The 19357-nt window shown below is 68.7% G+C and carries 18 protein-coding genes and 1 pseudogene; 4 read left to right on the top strand and 15 right to left on the bottom strand.

From position 1 onward, the window contains the following. Window positions 1-11 precede the first annotated feature (11 nt). The 7 genes from CQZ88_RS07415 to CQZ88_RS29490 form a co-directional block, all read right to left on the bottom strand. A complete protein-coding gene (locus CQZ88_RS07415) occupies window positions 12-836 on the bottom strand; it encodes a trans-aconitate 2-methyltransferase (protein WP_102799504.1) in 825 nt (274 codons plus the stop codon). After that, the gene (locus tag CQZ88_RS07410) at window positions 833-2089 is read right to left on the bottom strand and encodes an MFS transporter (protein WP_102799503.1); all 1257 of its coding nucleotides are present in this window, start codon (window positions 2087-2089) and stop codon (window positions 833-835) included. The genes CQZ88_RS07415 and CQZ88_RS07410 overlap by 4 nt, the downstream gene beginning before the upstream one ends. Further along, window positions 2086-3114: an enolase C-terminal domain-like protein gene (locus CQZ88_RS07405; RefSeq protein ID WP_029545963.1), complete on the bottom strand. Its 1029-nt coding sequence runs from the start codon at window positions 3112-3114 to the stop codon at window positions 2086-2088. Before CQZ88_RS07405 ends, CQZ88_RS07410 begins: the two co-directional genes overlap by 4 nt. Then, window positions 3111-4184, bottom strand: coding sequence for a PLP-dependent cysteine synthase family protein (locus CQZ88_RS07400; RefSeq protein ID WP_029545965.1), 1074 nt, complete (start codon window positions 4182-4184; stop codon window positions 3111-3113). The genes CQZ88_RS07405 and CQZ88_RS07400 overlap by 4 nt, the downstream gene beginning before the upstream one ends. Next, window positions 4181-5029, bottom strand: a complete 849-nt coding sequence (locus tag CQZ88_RS07395; RefSeq protein ID WP_006944243.1) for a hypothetical protein — start codon at window positions 5027-5029, stop codon at window positions 4181-4183. The genes CQZ88_RS07400 and CQZ88_RS07395 overlap by 4 nt, the downstream gene beginning before the upstream one ends. Further along, window positions 5026-6315: an ATP-grasp domain-containing protein gene (locus tag CQZ88_RS07390; protein ID WP_006944236.1), complete on the bottom strand. Its 1290-nt coding sequence runs from the start codon at window positions 6313-6315 to the stop codon at window positions 5026-5028. The genes CQZ88_RS07395 and CQZ88_RS07390 overlap by 4 nt, the downstream gene beginning before the upstream one ends. 254 nt (window positions 6316-6569) lie before the next feature. Continuing rightward, window positions 6570-7241 carry a TetR/AcrR family transcriptional regulator gene (locus tag CQZ88_RS29490; protein WP_146034266.1) on the bottom strand — a complete coding sequence of 224 codons (672 nt, stop codon included), beginning with the start codon at window positions 7239-7241 and terminating at the stop codon, window positions 6570-6572. A 57-nt stretch (window positions 7242-7298) separates the two neighbouring features. Between CQZ88_RS29490 and CQZ88_RS07380 the strand changes: the two genes are divergently transcribed. Continuing rightward, window positions 7299-7802 (top strand): FBP domain-containing protein, encoded by a 504-nt coding sequence (locus CQZ88_RS07380; protein WP_029545972.1) that lies wholly within the window; start codon window positions 7299-7301, stop codon window positions 7800-7802. A gap of 42 nt (window positions 7803-7844) precedes the next feature. Here the strand turns inward: CQZ88_RS07380 and CQZ88_RS07375 are convergent. Next, window positions 7845-8027 (bottom strand): annotated as a pseudogene (locus CQZ88_RS07375) (nitrilotriacetate monooxygenase); the annotation flags it as partial. Between the two features lie 171 nt (window positions 8028-8198). Here CQZ88_RS07375 and CQZ88_RS07370 point away from each other — a divergent pair. Continuing rightward, window positions 8199-9326 carry a GAF domain-containing protein gene (locus CQZ88_RS07370; RefSeq protein ID WP_180986965.1) on the top strand — a complete coding sequence of 376 codons (1128 nt, stop codon included), beginning with the start codon at window positions 8199-8201 and terminating at the stop codon, window positions 9324-9326. An 84-nt stretch (window positions 9327-9410) separates the two neighbouring features. Here CQZ88_RS07370 and CQZ88_RS07365 read toward each other — a convergent pair whose 3' ends face one another. The 7 genes from CQZ88_RS07365 to CQZ88_RS07335 form a co-directional block, all read right to left on the bottom strand. Beyond that, window positions 9411-9692: a DUF3263 domain-containing protein gene (locus CQZ88_RS07365; protein ID WP_006944226.1), complete on the bottom strand. Its 282-nt coding sequence runs from the start codon at window positions 9690-9692 to the stop codon at window positions 9411-9413. 4 nt (window positions 9693-9696) lie between these two features. Next, window positions 9697-10701: a lipoyl synthase gene (gene lipA, locus CQZ88_RS07360; protein ID WP_044476367.1), complete on the bottom strand. Its 1005-nt coding sequence runs from the start codon at window positions 10699-10701 to the stop codon at window positions 9697-9699. Between the two features lie 74 nt (window positions 10702-10775). Beyond that, complete coding sequence (lpdA, locus tag CQZ88_RS07355; protein ID WP_006944224.1) at window positions 10776-12176, bottom strand: dihydrolipoyl dehydrogenase; 1401 nt, start codon at window positions 12174-12176, stop codon at window positions 10776-10778. 10 nt (window positions 12177-12186) lie between these two features. Next, a complete protein-coding gene (locus CQZ88_RS07350; RefSeq protein WP_102799502.1) occupies window positions 12187-13737 on the bottom strand; it encodes a 2-oxo acid dehydrogenase subunit E2 in 1551 nt (516 codons plus the stop codon). A 1-nt stretch (window position 13738) separates the two neighbouring features. Next, window positions 13739-14770, bottom strand: a complete 1032-nt coding sequence (locus CQZ88_RS07345) for an alpha-ketoacid dehydrogenase subunit beta (protein WP_102799501.1) — start codon at window positions 14768-14770, stop codon at window positions 13739-13741. A gap of 14 nt (window positions 14771-14784) precedes the next feature. Then, a complete protein-coding gene (locus CQZ88_RS07340) occupies window positions 14785-15750 on the bottom strand; it encodes a thiamine pyrophosphate-dependent dehydrogenase E1 component subunit alpha (protein ID WP_006944220.1) in 966 nt (321 codons plus the stop codon). A gap of 1022 nt (window positions 15751-16772) precedes the next feature. Beyond that, window positions 16773-17666, bottom strand: a complete 894-nt coding sequence (locus tag CQZ88_RS07335; protein WP_043798636.1) for an IclR family transcriptional regulator — start codon at window positions 17664-17666, stop codon at window positions 16773-16775. Between the two features lie 247 nt (window positions 17667-17913). Here CQZ88_RS07335 and CQZ88_RS07330 point away from each other — a divergent pair, with 247 nt between their 5' ends. Both CQZ88_RS07330 and CQZ88_RS07325 read left to right on the top strand, forming a co-directional pair. Next, window positions 17914-18813, top strand: a complete 900-nt coding sequence (locus CQZ88_RS07330; protein ID WP_102799500.1) for a TIGR03619 family F420-dependent LLM class oxidoreductase — start codon at window positions 17914-17916, stop codon at window positions 18811-18813. Further along, complete coding sequence (locus CQZ88_RS07325) at window positions 18810-19304, top strand: nuclear transport factor 2 family protein (protein WP_006944203.1); 495 nt, start codon at window positions 18810-18812, stop codon at window positions 19302-19304. The genes CQZ88_RS07330 and CQZ88_RS07325 overlap by 4 nt, the downstream gene beginning before the upstream one ends. The last annotated feature ends 53 nt before the right edge of the window (window positions 19305-19357 follow it).

Raw genomic sequence — 19357 nt, 5'->3', positions numbered from 1 at the left:
GTGGGGGTGAATCAGACGGCCTCGGCGATCACGTGCAGCCGGTCGCCGCAGAGAGCAGTGCCGCCGAGATCGGTTCCTCGTCCCGGCCAGCCGGTCTCGGTGCGGGGTCCGGGCGTGTCGAACAGTGCCCGAACCACGAATCCGGCGCGCTGCAGGTGGCCGGTCAGCTCCAGCGGAAACAGCAGCCGCCACGCCGAGGTTTGGACGAGGGGCTCGGTGCACTCGGGGATCTGCCACTGCCGGCGGCGGCGTAGCAGCTGTGCGGCGTGGTCGATCCACAGGGTGGTCTCCGCCCGCCAGGTGTGACCGTGCCAGGAGAAGGCCGAGTGGGTGGGGCCGTCGAGGAGTTCGGGGTTGCCGAGGAAGAAGGCGCCGTTGCGCATTTCGGCGATCAGCAACCCATCGGGACGTAGGTGCCTGCGGCAGCAGCGCAGGCACGATTCCAGCTCGGCGTCGGTGTGGCAGTACAGCAGGGCACTGTCGAGGCAGACGATGGCGTCGACGCTCGCGTCGACCTCGAAGGTGCGCAGGTCGCCGACCGCGGCTCTCACGCCGGGATACTGTTGTTGCGCGTATCGCACCATCGCCGGGGATTGGTCGATGCCCAGGCAACGGTATCCCCGCCGGGCCAGGTATCCCAGGTCGCGGCCGGTGCCGCAGCCCAGGTCCAGCACCGTCGCCGGGTGTGTCCGCGGCGCCGCGTCGTCGGAGGTCAGGCAGGTCGCGAGAATGTCGTCGACCAACCGGGCGGCACTGTGGTCGGGGTCGGGGAATCGTGCCTCGTACAGAGCGGGGTTGTCCGTCAACAGGTTCCGAGCCCCTGCAGCCGTGGTCATGTCCGCGCTCCGGCCTGGTCGGCGAGCAGGCCGCGGCGGTGCAACAGCCAGATCCCGGTGGCCGAACCCCACGCAAGGGCGACGCACACCAGCGCACCGGGCCACCCGTTGCCCAGGTCGAGGCCGTACCCGATCAACGCATTGCCGGCGGCGGCGGCCACCCCGGAGACCAGGTAGAACATCCCGAACAGAGTTCCGGAGATGTTCGACGCCCCGTATGCCGGGATCAGTTCCATCACGAACGGCTGCGCGATCAGGATGCCCGCTTCGAGGATCAGGGCGGAAAGCAACAACGGCGCCAGCGTCAGCCCGATCCGTCCCGCGCCGTGGGAGGGTTCGCCCCACAGGACCGGCAGTGCCACCACGAACGCGGCGCCCATCAACATCAGCCCCGCCGTGATGGCCGTGCCCCGGCTGGTGTGGCGATCGAACCATCGGGTCAGCCGCACCTGGGCGAGCAGACCGAAGACTGTGGTGGACAGGAACAGCACCGCCACTGCCCCACTCCAGTCGGTGATCCGCCCGGCCAGCACCGGATACACCAGGTACATCTGCGTCTGCAGGGCGAACATCCCGAGCATGGTCACGGTGAACAGCACGAACCGGCGGTCGGCCAGCACCGCACCCCAGCCGCGGAGCACCGTCGTCTCGGCGCGGTCCACCGGGTGGGAGGGCAGAAACCGCAACTGCGCCAGGGTGAGGGCAGCGAAGACGGCCGCCGCGGCGACGGCGACGGTACGGAAGTCCACCGTCAGCAGCGCGCTGCCGATCAGCGGTCCGGACAGTGCCCCCGCCTGTGCGAAGACGTTGAAGACCGCGAATGCCTCCGCCCGGCGCCGGGGTTCGGCGACCGCGATGTAGGAGCGCACGGCCGGATTGAACAGAGCCCCAGCCAATCCCGACAGAACTGAGGCGAGAAGCAGCAGCGGCACGCTGGTGCCCACAGCGAACACTGCGAAGCCCACCGACCGCAGGGCACAGCCGGCGATGATGACCCGATGGGGTCCGAGCCGGTCGGCAGCGGTGCCCCCGATCAGGAACAAGCCCTGCTGGCTGAGGGTACGCACCCCGAGGACCAGGCCGGTGATCGTCAGGGACAGACCCAGGTTCCCGGTCAGATGCATGGACAGGTACGGCACCAGCATGTAGAAACCGGTGTTGACGCCGTACTGGTTGAGCACCAGCAGTTGTACCGAGCGGGGGAAGCTGCGCAGCAGAGCGAATGTCCCTGCCGGGGAGTCGTTGGCGGTCATCGCGTTTCCTCGTTGTCGGGTCGGTACACGCCGAGTCCGGGCAGGCCGCTCGGGCGCAGCTTTCCGTCTTCACCCCCGAGGCCGGCCCACGGGTCTCGGGCGAGCAGCAGGTGCCCGTCCAGGTCGCACCATCGGGCCAGGGACGCCAGCTGCGCCGCGGGGGCGATACCCAGCGAGCTGCACACCAGGCAGCCGAGCATCACCTCCATTCCGCGCGCGCCGGCCGCCGCGGCCAGTGCGTGGGCGCGGTAGATGCCGCCGCACTTGGCGAGTTTGATGTTCACCACGTCCGCGAGGCCGGTCAGCTCGTCCAGGTCCGCCAGGCCGTGGACGGCCTCGTCCGCGACGAGCGGAAGATCGGTGCGGCTGCGCAGCTCCCGCATTCCGTCGCGGTCGTGCACCGGCAGCGGTTGTTCGAGCGCGACGATCGGCAGACCACCGCTGTCGGCGAGCACCGACAGGGCGGTGGCCGCGGTCCACGCTTCGTTCGGGTCGACGATCAGATCCACGCCTGGAGCGGCAGCGGCGATGGCGGCCAGCCGCCGTACCGATTCGGTCGGGTCGGCGTCGGTCTTGACCTTCAGCAGAGCGAACCCACACCCGGACAACTCGGCGGCCTCGGCGGCCATGTCCTGGGGCGCACCGATTCCGAGGGTGCGGGAGATCGGGATCTCGGCGGGCAGCGGCAACCCGAGGTGCGCAGCGACCGTCTGCCTGTTCACACGTGCCCGGTAGTCGGCGACGGCGGACCACACGGCGCCGGCAACCGCCGGGTGCACCTGTGCCGGAATCGTTTCGGGGATCCCTCGGGCACCGCAGTACGCCGCGACTGCCCGCAGCTGGGTCTCGATGTGGTGCACGTCCAGGCCCGCGAACACGGAGGTGACGACCTCGCCGCGGCCGCACGATCCCGTTTCGGGATCGGTCACGGTGACCGTGACCGCCTGGCGGGACGACATCACCGCCCGGCTGATCCGGAACGGCCGGGCCAGGGCGAGGGTGCTCACCGACCAGGTCAGGCTCATCGCGCCGTCTCCATCCGGTCCCTCGCCGACGGGTGCGGGGCCCGCACGGATTCGCACCGCGTCCAGCACTCCGCCGGGTCACCGCACTCGGCGATCTCGTGCGGATGTGTTCGCGGCGGAGCGAGCAGGCCGTGCCGAGCGCACCAGTCGTCGTCGAAGATGGTGCGCAGGTAGCGGTCGGGGCCGTCCGGAAAGACGGTGACCACCGGGCCCGGCCAGCGGGTGGCCGCCCACCCGGCCACCGTGGCCACCGCACCCGTCGACCAGCCGCCGGTGTGGAACCCGTCCCGCGCCAGGCTGCGGCAGGCGTGCACGGCCTCGCGCGGGCCGACCCAGTGCACCTCGTCGAACATCTCGTATCGCACATTGCCCGGATGCACGCTGCTGCCCAGTCCCCGCATGACCCGGCAGGCGGCAGGCTGTCCGAAGATCGTCGACCCCACCGCATCGACCCCGATGATCCGCAGGTCCGGCCACACCTGCCGCAACCGCAGACCCACTCCGCTGCTGTGGCCGCCGGTGCCCACACTGCACACAAGCACCTCGGCCCGCTCGATACCCTGTGCGGCCAGGCCCGCGACGATCTCGTCGGCGAGCCCGTGGTAGCCCACGGCGTTGTCGGGATTGTCGTACTGGTTGGGCCAGTACGCATCCGGGTCGGCGGCAAGAATTTGGTGCAGGACGTCGAGCCTGGCCTGCTGCCACCCGCCCTCCGGGTGCGGACGGCCCACGATCTCCAAGGTGGCACCCAGCGCGCACAGCAGATTGCGCATGGCGGGTTCGAGCTCGCAGTCCACCACCAGGGTGACGGGGTGGCCGAGTGGCTGTGCCACGTATGCCAGCCCGACCCCCAAAGTGCCGCTGGTGGATTCGACGATCCGCGCGCCGTCACGCAGTTCCCCGCGTCGCCGGGCACCGGCCAGCATCGACAGGGCCGACCGCGCCTTGAGCCCACCGAAGCCGAGCGACTCGATCTTCGCGAAGTAGCCCGGATGCGGGTTCGGCACCGGGGTGAGGATGCGCACGAGTGGGCTGTTCCCCACCCGCGCCGGCGAATCGATCACGGTCATCGTGCACGCGACCCGTGGTACAGGTAGATCGGGCCGGCGTCCCCGGTCAGCCAGAAGAACGGGTACGGCTCGGCGGAGAGTGCGTCGATGCCGCGTCCGAGCAACTCCCGGGCGACCGCGGCGCCACTCTGGGCGAACATCGTGACCGGAAGCCGCCGGCCGGACCCTGCCACCCGCGCGAACAAGGTGTCGACGGTGCCGTTGCCCAGCATCATTCCGCTGGCCAGCACCGCATCACACTCGTCGAGATGCTCGGCGAAGTCGGTAACGATCGGCTCACCCCACTCGGTGGTGCCGCCCTTCAGATCACACGGCACGTACCGCAGCCCGCGCTCGCGCAAGCTGACGAGCAGCGAGTTGACCACTCCGATCACCAGCACCCGCCCGTCGGGTGGTGCGTCGACCAGCCCGGTCACGTGATGCGCCCGGGCCAGCGAGCGCTGCAGCGAATCCCCGGAATCCAGCTGCACCGTCACTGCGCGGGGCTCACCCGAGTGCGGGCGCTGGTGCGTCAGGTAAGCGTCGAGTGCGGCGATCTGCACGGCGATCTCGGCATGGTGCAGCAGATCGGCCACCGCCACCCCTGCGCACGCGTGCACGATCTCCGGATCCACCGAGCCCGGCTCGACCGCGCACGAGCCCGTCGCAGCCCCCACCCGCAGCGAGATCACCTGGTTGCGGTAGCCGCCACTGCGCCCGCCGTGCCGTACTCCCTGTGACGTGGTGAACGCAACCGACACCACCACGTCGCGCGCGGGACGCCGGGCAGGGTCGGTGCGGTAGCGCTCGAGAAGCGCAGCCAGGCGACCGTTCGTCACGGTACCGATCGCTGAGGCGGCGGTCATGACGCCGGCTCCTCGCCGTATGTGGCGGAGATCGACGACAACAGGCGCTCCGCCAGCGGGCGGGCCCCGGACCGCTCCGGCGAGATGACGACGACGCTGCCCAGGTAGCTGTTGTTGTCCATTCCCGGCGTGGTTCGGTGACCGGGCCCCTTGAACGCCGCCGAGACCACCGACGGATCGGCTGCGACGGTGTCCACTCCCTCGATTCCGGTGACAACACCCGCCCTCGTCGGCACCAGCATGCTCACGGCTGCGCTCGAGGGCCGTCCGCCGTCACGGTCCTCGTCCGGGACCGTCGGGACGATCGGCTCGCGTCCCAGTGCGAGCTCGACCGCCACCCGCGGCAGGTCGACTCCGCTCACATGCCGGATCAGCTCGGTGATCTGATTGCCGGCCGGCCGTGGATTGATCTCGATGATCCGCGGCCCGGCGGCGGTCAGGCGTAGTTCGGTGTGCACCACACCGTGATCGAGACCCACCGCATCGATCGCCTCCTCCGCGGCGGCCACCACTCTCGCGCGGTCCCCCTCAGCCAGGTCGGCCGGGAACATGTGCCCGGTCTCCACGAAACCCGACGCCCCACCCAAGCTCTTGTCGGTCACGCCGACCGTGTGGACCTTGCCGCGCGAAATCCAGCTCTCCACACTGAATTCCGGGCCGGTGAGGAACTCCTCGAGCAACACCGTCGAGTTCCGCCGCTGCCCGCGCGCATTGATCTCGAACCCCCGCAGCGCGTGCACCGCCGACTCGACATCCAGCCAACTGTCCGCGCGTCGCACGAACATTCCCGCACACAGATCGGTGGGTTTGACCACCAAGGGGAATCCCACCGACTCGGCCGCGGTACGGAGCCGGATCGTGTCGTCGACCGACGCGGTGGTGTGCCGCGGCCCCGGGACACCGACGCAATCCAACACCGCCCGGGTGCGCGCCTTGTCGCAGGCGGTCTCGATCGCCTCGGGTGTCGGACCGGGAAGTCCGAGTGCGGAGGCAATTCGCGCGGCGGTCGGCAGGTAGTAGTCGCAGCTGGTGAGGACGCCGTCGATCCTTGCCTCGGCATCGATCCGCCGCGCCGCCTCGAGTGCGGCAGCCGGATCGTTGGTCTCGGCAGTCGCTACCGCGCGACCGAGACGCAGCGGATGCGGGGAACCGTCCGGCAGGGTGTCCGGGTAGTGCTCCGGCCGTCGGGTCAGGAACGTGAACTCGACTCCCAGGTCGGCAATCGCTCTCGGCAGCAACGTTCCCATTGCGCCGACCCAGCTCTCCACCAGCAGTAGGTGTGCCACACGTGGCCTTCCGCTCGCATCTCCCGCAGTACCCAGCGCCACAGAAGCTACTGATAATCGTTATCGTTAGCAAGACCGGTGTGTCGAAGATTGCAAGCCTGGTGAGAACAGTTGCCCAGGAAAGGTCCGGCAGCTCGTGCCGGTCAGCCGATCGAGCCGGGGCTCGATACCAGGCCGGCCGGCGACCCCGGCGACGCCGGGAAAGCCCGGAACAGCGGTGCGAACGAGATCGCGACGAACGACTGGCGGGCTGCTCACTCCGCCCGGTCATGGACCCCTTCCCCGCCCGAGGAAGTCGCACGGGAGATCTCGGTACGGACCGCCAGGACGGCGTCCCGATGCGCGGCATCGGTGGCGACGTTGCAGCCGAGCGCGAGATCCTCGAGGAGAAGACCTCGATGGGCCGCGAGGATGCGCGAGGCGACGGACCGGGCCGCGCCCGGTGACGCGCCCGCGGCCTCGATCGCCGCGGCCATGGGGTCGACCCATTCCGTCACCACCGGGACGAGGAATGTCTGCTGCAGCTCGGGATCCCGCGTCGCCGCGGCATAGATCTCCAAGAACATGGCGGTTCGCCGGCGCCCATCCGGCGTGTGCGCTTCCGCCCACGCCATCTCGAGCCCCTGCGAGATCACGGCGGTCACGTGGGCGGCGGTCGCCGACGGCGACGACTCGTCGGCCGAGAGATCGCGGATCCGCAGGAGCAGATCCCGCGACGCGGTCAGATGGGTCACCAGGGTGCGGTCGACGATCTCGACGATCAGGTTCTCACGACTGCCGAAGTGGTGGAGGAGATTTCGGGTCGACGTTTCGAGCCGATCGGCCAGCGGGCGGAGGGTGAGACCGAACAGCCCCTGCTCCTCGGCGTAGGCGCAGCAGCCCTCGAGGAGCGCGCGCCGACGCTCGACATCCTTGTGGCGACCCATGCCCGCGAGTTTATACTCCACTTGTTTCATGAATCAAACGTGGAAGGAATAGTGGTGATGCAGGCACCGTCCCGCGACGACGTCCTCGGATCGTTCGTCAACAGCTCGCGCAGCAAGATCAGGACGGTGACGTTCCCGCCCGACTTCGACACCGTGCGCTGGGCGGAACTCGACTTCTTCGGCTGGACGGACCCCCGAGCCCCGCTTCGCGCGTATCTGATTGCCCAGCACGCCGGGCAGGTGGTCGGAATCGAGTTGCGACAGGCCGAGACCGACAGCTCCCGGCCGCGCAGCACGATGTGCACCATCTGCCACGCCGTTCACCGCATCGGCGGAACGGCGCTGTTCACGGCACGCAAGGCCGGCGCCGGCGGCAAGGCCGGAAACAGCGTCGGAACCTACATGTGCAGCAACTTCGCGTGCTCACTGTATGTGCGAGAGCTGCTGCCACTGCCTGGCAATCAGCCCGATCGAGCACTGCCCACCGAGACTCGGATCCGCCACCTCGAGACTCGACTCGGTGGCTTCATCGGGCGGGTGCTCGACGAGCAGGACCCATAACCCGCTGTCCACTACCCGAGCGGCGCCATCACCCGAGCGCCTTTACGCGAAGGACCACAGTCCCAGACTGTCGCGCAACGTGGTACCCGGGTACGTGGCGCGAAACAGGCTGCGGCGCTGCAGTTCCGGGACGACGAGGTCGACGAAGTCGTCCAGCGAATCCGGATACGCCGGACACATCAGGTTGAATCCGTCGCAGGCGCCGGCAACGAACCACTCCTCGACGAGTGCGTGAGATCGTCGACGACTTCCGCGTTCGTGATGGCCGCAGACGGCAGGGGCCATGGTGCGGCTCACACTCCTGACGGTAGGCTGAACGGTGTGAGTAGGGCCAGTTCGGCGCGCCAACGGTTGCTCGCTTTCGGTTCCGGTGAAGACTTGTCGCGACGCGCCCGATTGTTGAGCGACGTCCACGACGCGGTGATGTCCGGTCGGACGCCGCCGGTGCCTCCGCGTGACGTTGTCGCCCGGTCGTGGTCGCGTCTTCGGGCAGACGGTGTCAGTCCCGCCCGGTGTGAGGACGTCGTACTCGCGGACGTCTCCGAACTCGAAGCTCGCCGTGCACGAAGTGCCCTGACGTCGGTTCTGCCCGAGCTACGCGGCGCCTTGACCGAGGTGGCGAGCGACGCGAACTTCATCGTGGTCGTCGCCGACTCGGACGGGGTGGTGCTGTGGCGAGAGGGTGCACGCGACGTGCAGAGGGAAGCTGACGTCCTCGGATTCGTGGAAGGCGCCCGCTGGTCGGAGAAGTCGGTAGGCACCAATTCTGTCGGCACGTCGCTGGTCGAGGACGCTCCGGTACAGCTCTTCTCGGCCGAACACTATGCGCGGTCCCACTACGGCTGGTCGTGTACGGGGTCACCGGTCCACGATCCACGCTCCGGCGAGGTACTCGGCGTACTGGATCTCAGCGGGTCGGCGATGTCGGTGCATCCGGCCACCGTGGCCCTCGTGCAGACGGCTGTGCGGTTGGCTGAGTCGATGCTCTGGCGCGAGCATGCCGCCCACCTCGACAGGCTCCGTACTGACGCGGCGCCGGTGCTCGCAAGGACGTGCGGGCCTGCTGTCGTCGTGGACGGTCACGGCTGGGTCGTGGCAGCCAGCGGCATCGGCGTTCCCGAACGACTGGCATCACCGGAGGCCGACCGACCACTGCTCGTGCCCGGTCTCGGACTTTGCGTACCCGAACCGCTCGGTGACGCATGGTTGGTGCGCCGCCGCGCGGAACGGACGGCCATCGAACTCGAACTCGACCTGGGGGCGGCCCCTCGGGCGACGGTGCGGGGGGAGATGGAATGGACGCGTGCCCTGTCACCGCGGCACGCGCAGATTCTGAGGGTATTGGCACGTACCCGATCGGCCGGTATCGATGCCGCGTCGTTGAGCGAGGCCCTGTTCGGCGACCGGGACCACATCGTTGCCGTCCGCGCCGAGGTCTCCCGGCTGCGCAAGAGCCTCGGCCCTGTGCTGACGCCCCAGCCGTACCGGTTCGCGGACGGTGTCGAAGTCCGTGTGATCAGGTGACATTCCGCCTGCGAACATCTCGCTCCGAACCCCGCCGCCTCCGTGTCGACGAATCTGGGGGCACGCGTGCCCTGCTCCCGGGGCTCACACCGCGGCGGACCGGGATCCTCTCCGAACCTGGTCGCTCCGATTCGGCGCGGCGCGCGGCGCAGGGGTGCGCGCAGCGACGAAGTTGCGCAGGTCCGCACGTAGCCGGGGGTGCAGTCGTAAGGCGACAGGGCTGTCGAGGATCTCACCCAACCGGATCAGATAATCGGCTGGGGTCATACCGAATTCGACCAGAAGGTCGCCGGGACTTCCGCCCCCGTACGGCAGCCCGCGACGGGCGAATTCGATGATGCGGTTGTCTTCGATAGCGGAACTCATGTGGTCAATCTCCTGACGGGTGCGCTTCGGCGAGATGGCTGAGGGGAGCCGCGAGTTCACGGCGGTGGTGAGCCATGGCGTCGGCGTAGAGGCGGCCGGCGCGGTACGAGGAACGCACGAGCGGCCCCGCCAGGACGCCGGCGAAACCGACCTCCTCGGCGGCCTTCGAGTACTCGACGAATTCTTCCGGCTCGACCCACCGCTCTACCGGGTGGTGCCGCGGCGAGGGACGCAGATACTGGGTGATGGTGAGGATGTCGCAGCCGGCATCGTGCAGGTCGATCATCGCCTGCTGCACTTCCTGTGGGGTCTCCCCCATACCGAGGATCAGGTTCGACTTGGTGATCAGGCCGAAGTCGCGGGCCGCGGCGAGCACACCGAGCGAGCGTTCGTAGCGAAACGCGGGGCGGATCTGCTTGAAGATCCGCGGCACGGTCTCGAGGTTGTGGGCGAGCACCTCGGGCCGGGAGTCGAACACCTCAGCCAGCAGGTCGGGCCTTCCGCTGAAGTCGGGGACGAGATTCTCGACGCCGGTCCCGGGGTTGAGGGCGTGGATCTGTCGGACGGTTTCGGCGTAGAGCCAGGCGCCGCCGTCGGGCAGGTCGTCGCGGGCAACCCCGGTGATGGTGGAGTACCGAAGTCCCATCGCGTGCACGGACTCGGCGACGCGGCGGGGCTCGTCCCGGTCGAGGTCGGTGGGTTTGCCGGTGTCGATCTGGCAGAAGTCGCAGCGGCGCGTGCACTGCCGACCGCCGATCAGGAACGTGGCTTCGCGGTCTTCCCAGCATTCGAAGATGTTGGGGCAGCCGGCTTCCGCACACACCGTGTGCAGTCCTTCGCGTTCGACCAGGCTCTCGAGTTCGGCGTACGCAGGACTCGTCTTGACGCGGGTCTTGATCCAGTTCGGCTTGCGTTCGATGGGGGTTTGCGCATTGCGGACCTCCAGTCGAAGCAATCTGCGGCCCGACGGAACCGGCCCCTCGGGTGATGTTCCAGGTATGGGATTCACGTTTTGTTCGATTCCTGGGCGTGAGTTCCCGCCGAACCACGGTCCCACCCGGGTCCGCGGTTCGGCGGGACTTGCTACATGTTGATCGGACGGCCCAGTGCGGCCAGAACCGATTCGTGCATCGCCTCCGATAGTGTCGGGTGCGCGAAGACGACCTCGGCGAGATCGTCGGCGGTCGCCTCCAGGGATCGAGCGATGCCGAATCCCTGAATCTGCTCGGTGACATCCGGGCCGACCATGTGGGCACCGAGGAGTTCGCCGCTGTCGGCGTCGAAGATCGTCTTCACGAAGCCGTCGGCTTCGCCGATCGCGCGCGCCTTTCCGGACGCCTGCAGATCGAACTGCCCGATCTGCAGGCGACGGCCGGTCGCACGCGCTCGTTCTTCGGTGAGACCGAGGCTGGCGACCTGCGGCCTCGCGTAGGTACAGCCCGGAACGTAGTCGCGGTCCAACGGCCGGACGTGATCCGCACCGGCGAGCCTGTCCACACACAGCACGGCTTCGTGGCTGGCCTTGTGGGCGAGGCAGGGTGCGCCCGCCACGTCACCGATCGCGTACACGCCGAATGCGGTAGTGCGACACCACTGGTCGGTGGTGACGAATCCGCGATCGACTTCGACACCGAGTTCCTCGAGGCCGAGACCCTCGACGTTGCCCTGGATTCCGGCCGCAACGAGAACTCTGTCCACGGTCGCTTCATCGATCGTTCCGTCGGCCGACCGGACGGCCACGGTGACGGCATCCGTGCCGACCGTCAGTTCGGACACCGAGGCGCCGGTGTGAATCCCGATGCCTCGCTTCTCGAACTGCCGCCGTACATGGCCTGCGACGGCAGCATCCTCGACCGGCATGATCTGCGGGGCCAATTCGACGAGGGTGACGTCAGTCCCGAGATCGTTGTACAGACTCGCGAATTCGACGCCGATGGCACCGGATCCGATGACCAGCAATGACTTCGGCAGCTCCGACGGGACCAGAGCATCGAAGTATGTCCAGACCCGGTCGCCGTCAGGCACGACACCGGGAACCGAACGCGGCCGGGCTCCGGTGGCCAGGATGACGTGGTCGGCCCGATACTCGGACACCGACTCGTCCGCGGCCGTCACTGCGACGACTCCCTTGTCGAGCAGCCGCGCCGACCCCCGGACGACGTCGATGCCGTTCTTCTTCATCAGGTAGCCGATGCCGTCGGACAGTCGCCCCGACACCGACCGGCTGAACTCGACGAGGCGTGCCATGTCGAATTCCACACCACTCGCACTGAACCCGAGCGGCCGAAGGTTCGCCAGCGTGTGGGCGACATCGGCACCGTGCAGCAACGCTTTGGTAGGGATGCACCCCCAGTTCAGGCAGATCCCGCCGAGCCGGTCCCGCTCGACGACGGCGGTGCGCAGACCGTGCTGCGCGGCACGGATTGCGGCGACATAGCCACCCGGCCCGCTGCCGACGACGAGGACGTCGTATTTCTCTGTCATGGTGTACCTCTCAGACCAGCATCAGCGCGGGTGACTCGACGAAACGCCGGAGTTCTCGCAGGAAGGTCGCGCCGAGCGCGCCGTCGATCACCCGGTGGTCGCACGAGAGCGTGACGGTGAGCATCGTGCGCGCAACGACCTGACCGTCGACAACGACGGGACGCTCCTGTGCGGCACCGACCGCGAGGATGGCGCCCTGCGGTGGGTTGATGATCGCGTCGAATTCCCGCACACCGAACATGCCGAGATTGGACACCGTGAAGGTGCCGCCCTGGAACTCGTCGACCGCCAGTTTCCCGGTCTTGGCCTTGGTCACCAGTGACTGCACCTCCCCGGAAATCTCGGCGAGAGTCTTGCCGTCGGCACCGCGCACGATCGGGGTGATCAGACCCGACGGCAGTGCGACAGCCACCGAGATGTCGGCACTTGCATAGCGCAGCACCGACTGTGTCGCCTCGTCGAACTGAACGTTGACATCGGGCACCTTCCGCAGCGCCGCGGCACACGCCTTGACGACGAAATCGTTGACCGACAGCTTGACGGCCGGAACGGTTGCATTGATCTTTGCCCGCAAGGCCAGAAGATCGTCGATCTGCAGGTCCGCGGTGAGCCGGAAGTGCGGGGCGCTGCGTTTCGACTCCTGCAACCGCTGCCCGATCGCCTTGCGCATCGCGGTGAACGGAATCGTCTCGAACTCCGCCTCCGCGACGGGTTCGGGCGCTGCGACGACTTCCGGTTGCAGCCGGAACCGGCACTCGGCCTCGCGGACGTCGGCCTCACACACCCGGCCGCGTGACCCGGTGGCCCGGCAGTCGTGCAGGTTGATCCCGAGGGATGCGGCCAGACGTCGGGCCACGGGGGTGGCCGGGACGGTGCTGTCGTCCTCGAAGGAACGTCCCGGTATACCTGACCGCGTCGGCGACGGCGGTTGTGCGACGGTTCCACCGGCCGCCCGGATCGTGTCGTGGATGTCGGCAACGGAGATCCGGCCGTCCCGGCCGGTCCCCGTCACACGGGCCAGGTCGATCGACAACTCGTCCGCCAAGCGGTGGGCGTGCGGGGTCGCGAACACGTCACCGTTCGTCCGTCCTCGCAGGGCATCGGGAACGATCGTCGCACCGGGCCGCTGACGGGACCCGGTGGTCGCCCCGGTCACCGGTACCGATTCGTGGGCCGCCGGCGCCGGCGGGCTGCTCTCGAGATCCGGCTGCGCGGGGGCGGGCTGTCCGGCCGGTGAGCGCCCGGACTCGGCCGGGGTCGGCACCTGATCCGCCCCGATGCCGGCGAGGAATTCCTCGATTTCGGCGTCGGAGACTGCAGCCTCGGCCGACACCGCCAGCACCGCACCGACCGGCAACGTCTCCCCCGGCTTGGCGACGACCCGTCGGAGCACCCCGTCGAACGGCGCCTCCAACTGGTTGGCGATCTTGCTGGTCTCGATCTCGCAGATCAGGTCGCCCTTCGAAAAGGACGCTCCCTCCTCGACCAGCCACTCCGCCACGGTGCCTTCCTCCATGGACAGGCCCCACTTCGGAACTTCGATCAATTTGATCTCACTCATGTCAGGCACTCACAACCTTGCGGACGGCGGCCTCGATCCGAGCCGCGTTCGGCAGCCACGCCTGCTCGAGGACCGGGGAGAACGGCACCGGAGTGTGCGGCGGGATGACCAGTTCGATCGGCGCCTTCAGTGACCCGAAAGCACGCGTCGCGATCAGCGCGGCGACGTCGTGACCGAACCCGCAGCGCGCCGCGGACTCGTCGGCGATCACTACCCGGCCGGTGGAGGCCACGGATTCGAGGATGCCCTCCTCGTCGAGCGGCGACACCGTGCGGGGGTCGACGACCTCGACGGAGATCCCCTCGGCGGCCAGCTTGTCCGCGGCGGTGTTGGCGGCGTTCACCATCGCCGACAGCGCGATGATCGTGACGTCCGTGCCTTCGCGGGTGTAGTTGGCGACACCGAACGGGATCGTGTACGGCTCGTCCGGAACCTCGCCCTTGACGTCGTAGAGTGTCTTGTGTTCGCAGAACACGACCGGATCGTCGTCGCGAATCGACTGGATCAGCAGGCCTTTGGCGTCGTAGGCGTTCGACGGGGCGACGACCTTGAGGCCGGGAACGGCGGCGAACACGTTGTACGGTGACTGCGAGTGCTGAGCGGCGGCGGAGAATCCGGCGCCGATCATGCCCCGCACCACCAGCGGGGTACGGGCCTTGCCGCCGAACATGTACCGGAACTTCGCCGCCTGGTTGTAGAGCGCGTCGTAGCAGACTCCGAAGAAGTCCATGAACATCAACTCGGCCACCGGCCGCAGCCCGGTCAGAGCAGCGCCGGCTGCCATGCCGATGATCGCGGACTCGGTGATCGGGGTGTCGATGACACGGTCGGAACCGAACTCGGTCCACAGACCCTTCGTCACCCCCAGCACACCGCCGAACGCCTCTACCTTCCCGGACTCGAGTTCCGGATTGGTGCCGGCGTGACCACCGCGCAGGTCCTCACCGATCTGCACGACCGTCGCGTCCCGCTGCATCTCCTGTGCGAGTGCGGCCTTGATCGCTTCGCGATATGTCGTCTTCGACGTGGTCATTTTCGTTCTCTCTCTCAGTACGACACGTAGACGTCGGTCAGCAGGTTCGTCAGCGGCGGATACTCGGCAGCTCGCGCCTTCGTGACGGCGACGTCGACCCGTTCACGAGCCTCGGCGTCGATCGCATCGAGTTCCTTCGCGGTGACCTTCTTGCCGTCGACCTTCGCGCGGAACTTCACCAGCGGATCCTGGGTCCTGCGGAGTTCGGCGACCTGGTCCGCGGTGCGGTACAGCTGGGCGTCGCCCTCGAAGTGGCCGTGCCAGCGGTGTGCCACCGCCTCGATGGTGGAGGGACCGCCTCCCCTGCGGGCTCGCTCGACCGCCTCGCGCGCTGCCTCGTGGACCTCGAAGAAGTCGGTACCGTCGACGGTGGTGGCGGGCATCCCGAACGACGCGGCCCGCCCAGCGATACTCGGTGTGCCGACCGCATAGTCGCGGCCGGTGGCCTCACCGAATCCGTTGTTCTCGATGACGAAGACGATCGGCAACTCGAGCACGACCGCCATGTTCATGGCCTCGAATACGGTGCCCTGATTGGATCCGCCGTCGCCGGTGAACGAGGCCGCGACACCGCCGTTCCCCAGGGTCTTGGCGCTCAGCGCAGCGCCGATCGCCAGCGACGGGGCACCGCCGACGATCGCGTTCGCGCCGAGCATGCCGACCGACAGGTCGGCGATGTGCATCGATCCGCCCTTGCCGTGGCACAATCCGTCGTTCTTGCCGAAGATTTCGGCCATCATCCCGTCGAGGTCACACCCCTTGGCAATGCAGTGGCCGTGCCCGCGGTGGGTGGAGCCGATGTAGTCGGTGTCGTTCAGGTTCTCGCACACACCGACTGCGATCGCTTCCTGCCCCGAGTACAGGTGGATGAACCCCGGGATGTCGCCGGTCGCGTTCTCCTCGTGCAACCGGTCCTCGAATTCGCGGATCTCCGACATCTTCCGATACGCGCTCAGTAATGCACTCTTGTTCAGCGCCATTGCTCTCCTCTACTTTCTGTCCGAGGGCCGGCCGCACAGGTTCAGGCCCCGAGCGTGACGAGACTTCGGGACGGTTCTCGTCTCACGCCGTGTAACCCAGGCCACGAATGTAGGGAGAGGGGGCGAGCCCACTCAACGTTGCAGCGGATTGCAGCCCGGACCCCGCACGAGCACTCGCGGTGGCAGCCGGGCCGAGCGCCGCACGGAACGCGCGCGGGCTGGGTACCGCGCGCCCGAGAAGCAGGCACGGACTGGCGCCGCGCGAGGAGAGCATCCGACATCCGCTCGGCGCGGGGGTTGCTCCGGGTACTCCCGTCGGCACTTCATGCGCCCTGATCCGGCGGTGTCGGTAGTAAACCGGTGAAGACCGCTGTGTGCCTGGTGAATTCAGTGGTCGGTGGTCACACCTCCTCCACCCCGCGGATGGCAGCCACCGTCACGAAGGCCACTTGGCTGGAATCCAGGTCGTTGCGCAGATCCTGATGTGTCCCAGCCGGGCCATCCGCTCGAACACCGGTGCAGCGGCGGCAGTGAAGTCGTCGAGCACGGCGGCCATGCGCCTGTGGTGCTCGGCCGACACGGCCTCGGCGATCGCATCCTCGGTCGGGTCGACCGCCTGCCCGCCATGCCCTCGTTGTCCCGCTGTTGCACGGGAACATCGTTGGTCACCACGAGCGCCTCGGAGGGCTCGGTTGCGACCGATCGGATGCGGTGCGGAACTGAGGCGTCGAACCAGCCGGTGTCACCGATCCGCGGCAATGACACCCGCCCGTCCGAAACCGAATTCGAGTGCACCGGCACGGACAGAAGTCGACTGGGAGTGCCGCGGACCGCGGCATACCGTATCGGCTGTTCCGCCGGCGGCCGCAGCCGATCCTCGACATGTTGGGCGCCGGATCACGCGCGTCGACGGTCTGGGTGCAGTCCGCCGGGGGCGGCGCAGGACGCGCCGACGAACCACTGTCGGCGGGGCCCAGGCCGCGGTCTCGATCAGAGCTGGTGACCGCTGGCGCCGCTGGTCGCTAGAGCCACTGCCCGCTCTGGACCGACAGCAACCGGTCCATCGCGTCCGGGGACCACGTGCTCTCGGGCGGTTCGGGTGCCCTGCGGCCCCGGCGCGGGGCGCCGAGTTCCGGGTAGAGGCTGCGGGAGACCTCCCGGGCGGCATCCACCACGAGGGGCGCGACCCGCTCGAGCTGCGCGGTGCGGGCATCGCCACACAGCGAGATCGCGGCGACCGGACCGTCGTGCCCGCGCACCGCGACGGCGACGCAGGCAACGCCGCGTACGGACTCGCTGCGCTCGAACGACAGACCGCGCCGCTGCCGGATCCGGCTGAGTTCCTGGTGCAGGGTCGCAAGGTCACCGATGGTGTGCTCGGTGCGGCGGGCCAGGCGCCGCTCGTACAGGTCGTCCACGCGTTCGGGCTCGAGCCACGCGAGCATCGCCTTGCCGCCGGCAGTGGTGTACGCCGGTGCCCGGCCGCCGACCCGCGAGGGCAGCGCCGCGGCGAAGCGGCCGCCGACCTTGTCGAGGTAGACGCTCTCGGCGCCGTCGAGGACGGCGAGGTGGACCACCATGCCGGTCTGCATGTGCAGCTCGTGCAGGAGCGGCGCCGCCGACGCCCGGATCTCCCCGTGCCCACCGTCCCCGCCGCCGAGACCGAGCGCCCGCCGGCCGAGGCAGTAGCCGAAGGATGCGTGATCGACCCAGTTCAGCTTCACGAGCTGATCGAGGATGCGGTGCACGGTCGAGCGGGGCAGCCGGGTGCGGCAGGCCACCTCCTCCAGCGTCAGCCGCGAGGACCGGCCCTCGAACGCGTCGAGGATGAGTGTCATCCGTTCGACCATCGACGGCGGCACGTCGCGCCGCGGGGCGGAGGTAGCTGTCGGTTCCGTTGCTTCGACGACTGCCATCTGCGGCCTCCCGATACATCTGCTCCCGGGGTGGGAGCGGGAAAACTGAAATGAATTCTGAAAGTGTATCAGCTCACTCTCGCCACCAGTAGTGATCGGCGGCGCGAATCTCGCACCTGCGACCCTGGCGCGCCTCGCGTCCACGATCGACCCGGATCCCGCTCATCGGAACGTCGGCCGCGACGGAGCGATGCCGTCCGGTACAACGGACCGACACCCTCCCAGTCCCGGCAGCGGAGAGGCTCGCATGCGCATCGGAATCGTCAGCCCCGTCGTGGTCCAGCACCCCGGCGTGCACTCACCATGGGAACGCGCCGCCGGCGTCGACGACCTCGTCCGGGTGGCCCGGACCGCCGATCGGCTCGGCTTCCACCATCTGACCTGCAGTGAGCACGTCGCCGTGCCGGTGGACATCGCGGACACCCGCGGAGGCACCTACTGGGACCCGCTCGCCACCCTGAGCTATCTCGCCGCCCGGACGCACCGCATCCGGCTCGCCACCCAGGTGCTCGTCCTGGGTTACCACCACCCGCTCGCGATCGCCAAACGCTACGGCACCCTCGACGTCCTCAGCGGCGGCCGGCTGACGCTCGGCCTCGGGGTGGGCAGCCTGCGCGAGGAGTTCGACCTCCTCGGCGCCCCGTTCGACGACCGGGGCGCCCGCGCCGACGACGCCCTGGCCGCGTTGCGCGCCGCGTTGTCCCGACGCCTGCCGGAGTACCACGGGTCCTATTACGAATTCCAGAACCTGCTCGTCGAGCCGCACGCCGTCCAATCCCGCGTCCCGCTGTGGATCGGGGGCCGCACGCTGCGCTCGCTGCGCCGCGCCGTCTCCCACGGCGACGGCTGGGTGCCGTTCGGTCTGCCCCTGCCCGACCTGACCGCGATGCTGGGCCGGGTGGACCTCCCGGCGGGCTTCGACGTCGTCCTCGACACCGGGGCGCCCCTCGACCCGCTGGGCGCGCGCGAGCGCACCGTCCGGTCCCTGGAACGCCGTCGCGAGGCCGGCGCCACCGTCGTGGGGGCGACCGTCGCCGCGACCGGCGTCGAACACTACTGCGAACAACTCGAGTGCCTGCGGGCACTCGGCACCGACCTGGGGCTGGACTTCGCCCCGGCCGAACCGTCCGAACAGGAGACCCGATGACCGACACCGCAGCGACCGACACCGCACAGCTCGTCCAGTCCCTCCTCGCCCGCGTCCAGCTCCTCGAGGACAAGATCGCCGTCCAGGAGATCGTCACCGCCTACGGCCCGGCCGTCGATGCCGGTGACGCCGCGGCGGTGGGCGAATTGTGGACCGAGGACGCCGTCTACGACGTCGACATGCGCACCATGAACGGCCGCGAGGAGATCATGGAGATGGTGCGCACGCGGCCGCACCAGGACTACATCCACGAAGGATGCGGACACCTCCTCGACCCTGTGCACATCCGGGTCGAGGGTGACACGGCCGTGGCCACCTGCCATTCGCAGCTGCTGCGTCACGACGAGAACGGCTTCCGCGTCTGGCGCGTAACGGCCAACCGCTTCGAACTCGTCAAGAACGACGGTCGGTGGCGGATCCGCAAGCGCACCGCACGGGTCCTCGACGGCCGCGACGAAGCGCGCGAGCTGCTCGCCCGAGCCGGCCGCTGACGTGCCCCGAAGACCGGGAACGGCCGGCCCCGGATGTGGGGCCGGCCGCTTCC

This window comes from Rhodococcus sp. ENV425 (genome assembly GCF_002887785.1).
GTDB classification, from domain to species: domain Bacteria; phylum Actinomycetota; class Actinomycetes; order Mycobacteriales; family Mycobacteriaceae; genus Rhodococcus; species Rhodococcus aetherivorans.
This window is presented reverse-complemented; position numbering and strand designations above follow the sequence as displayed.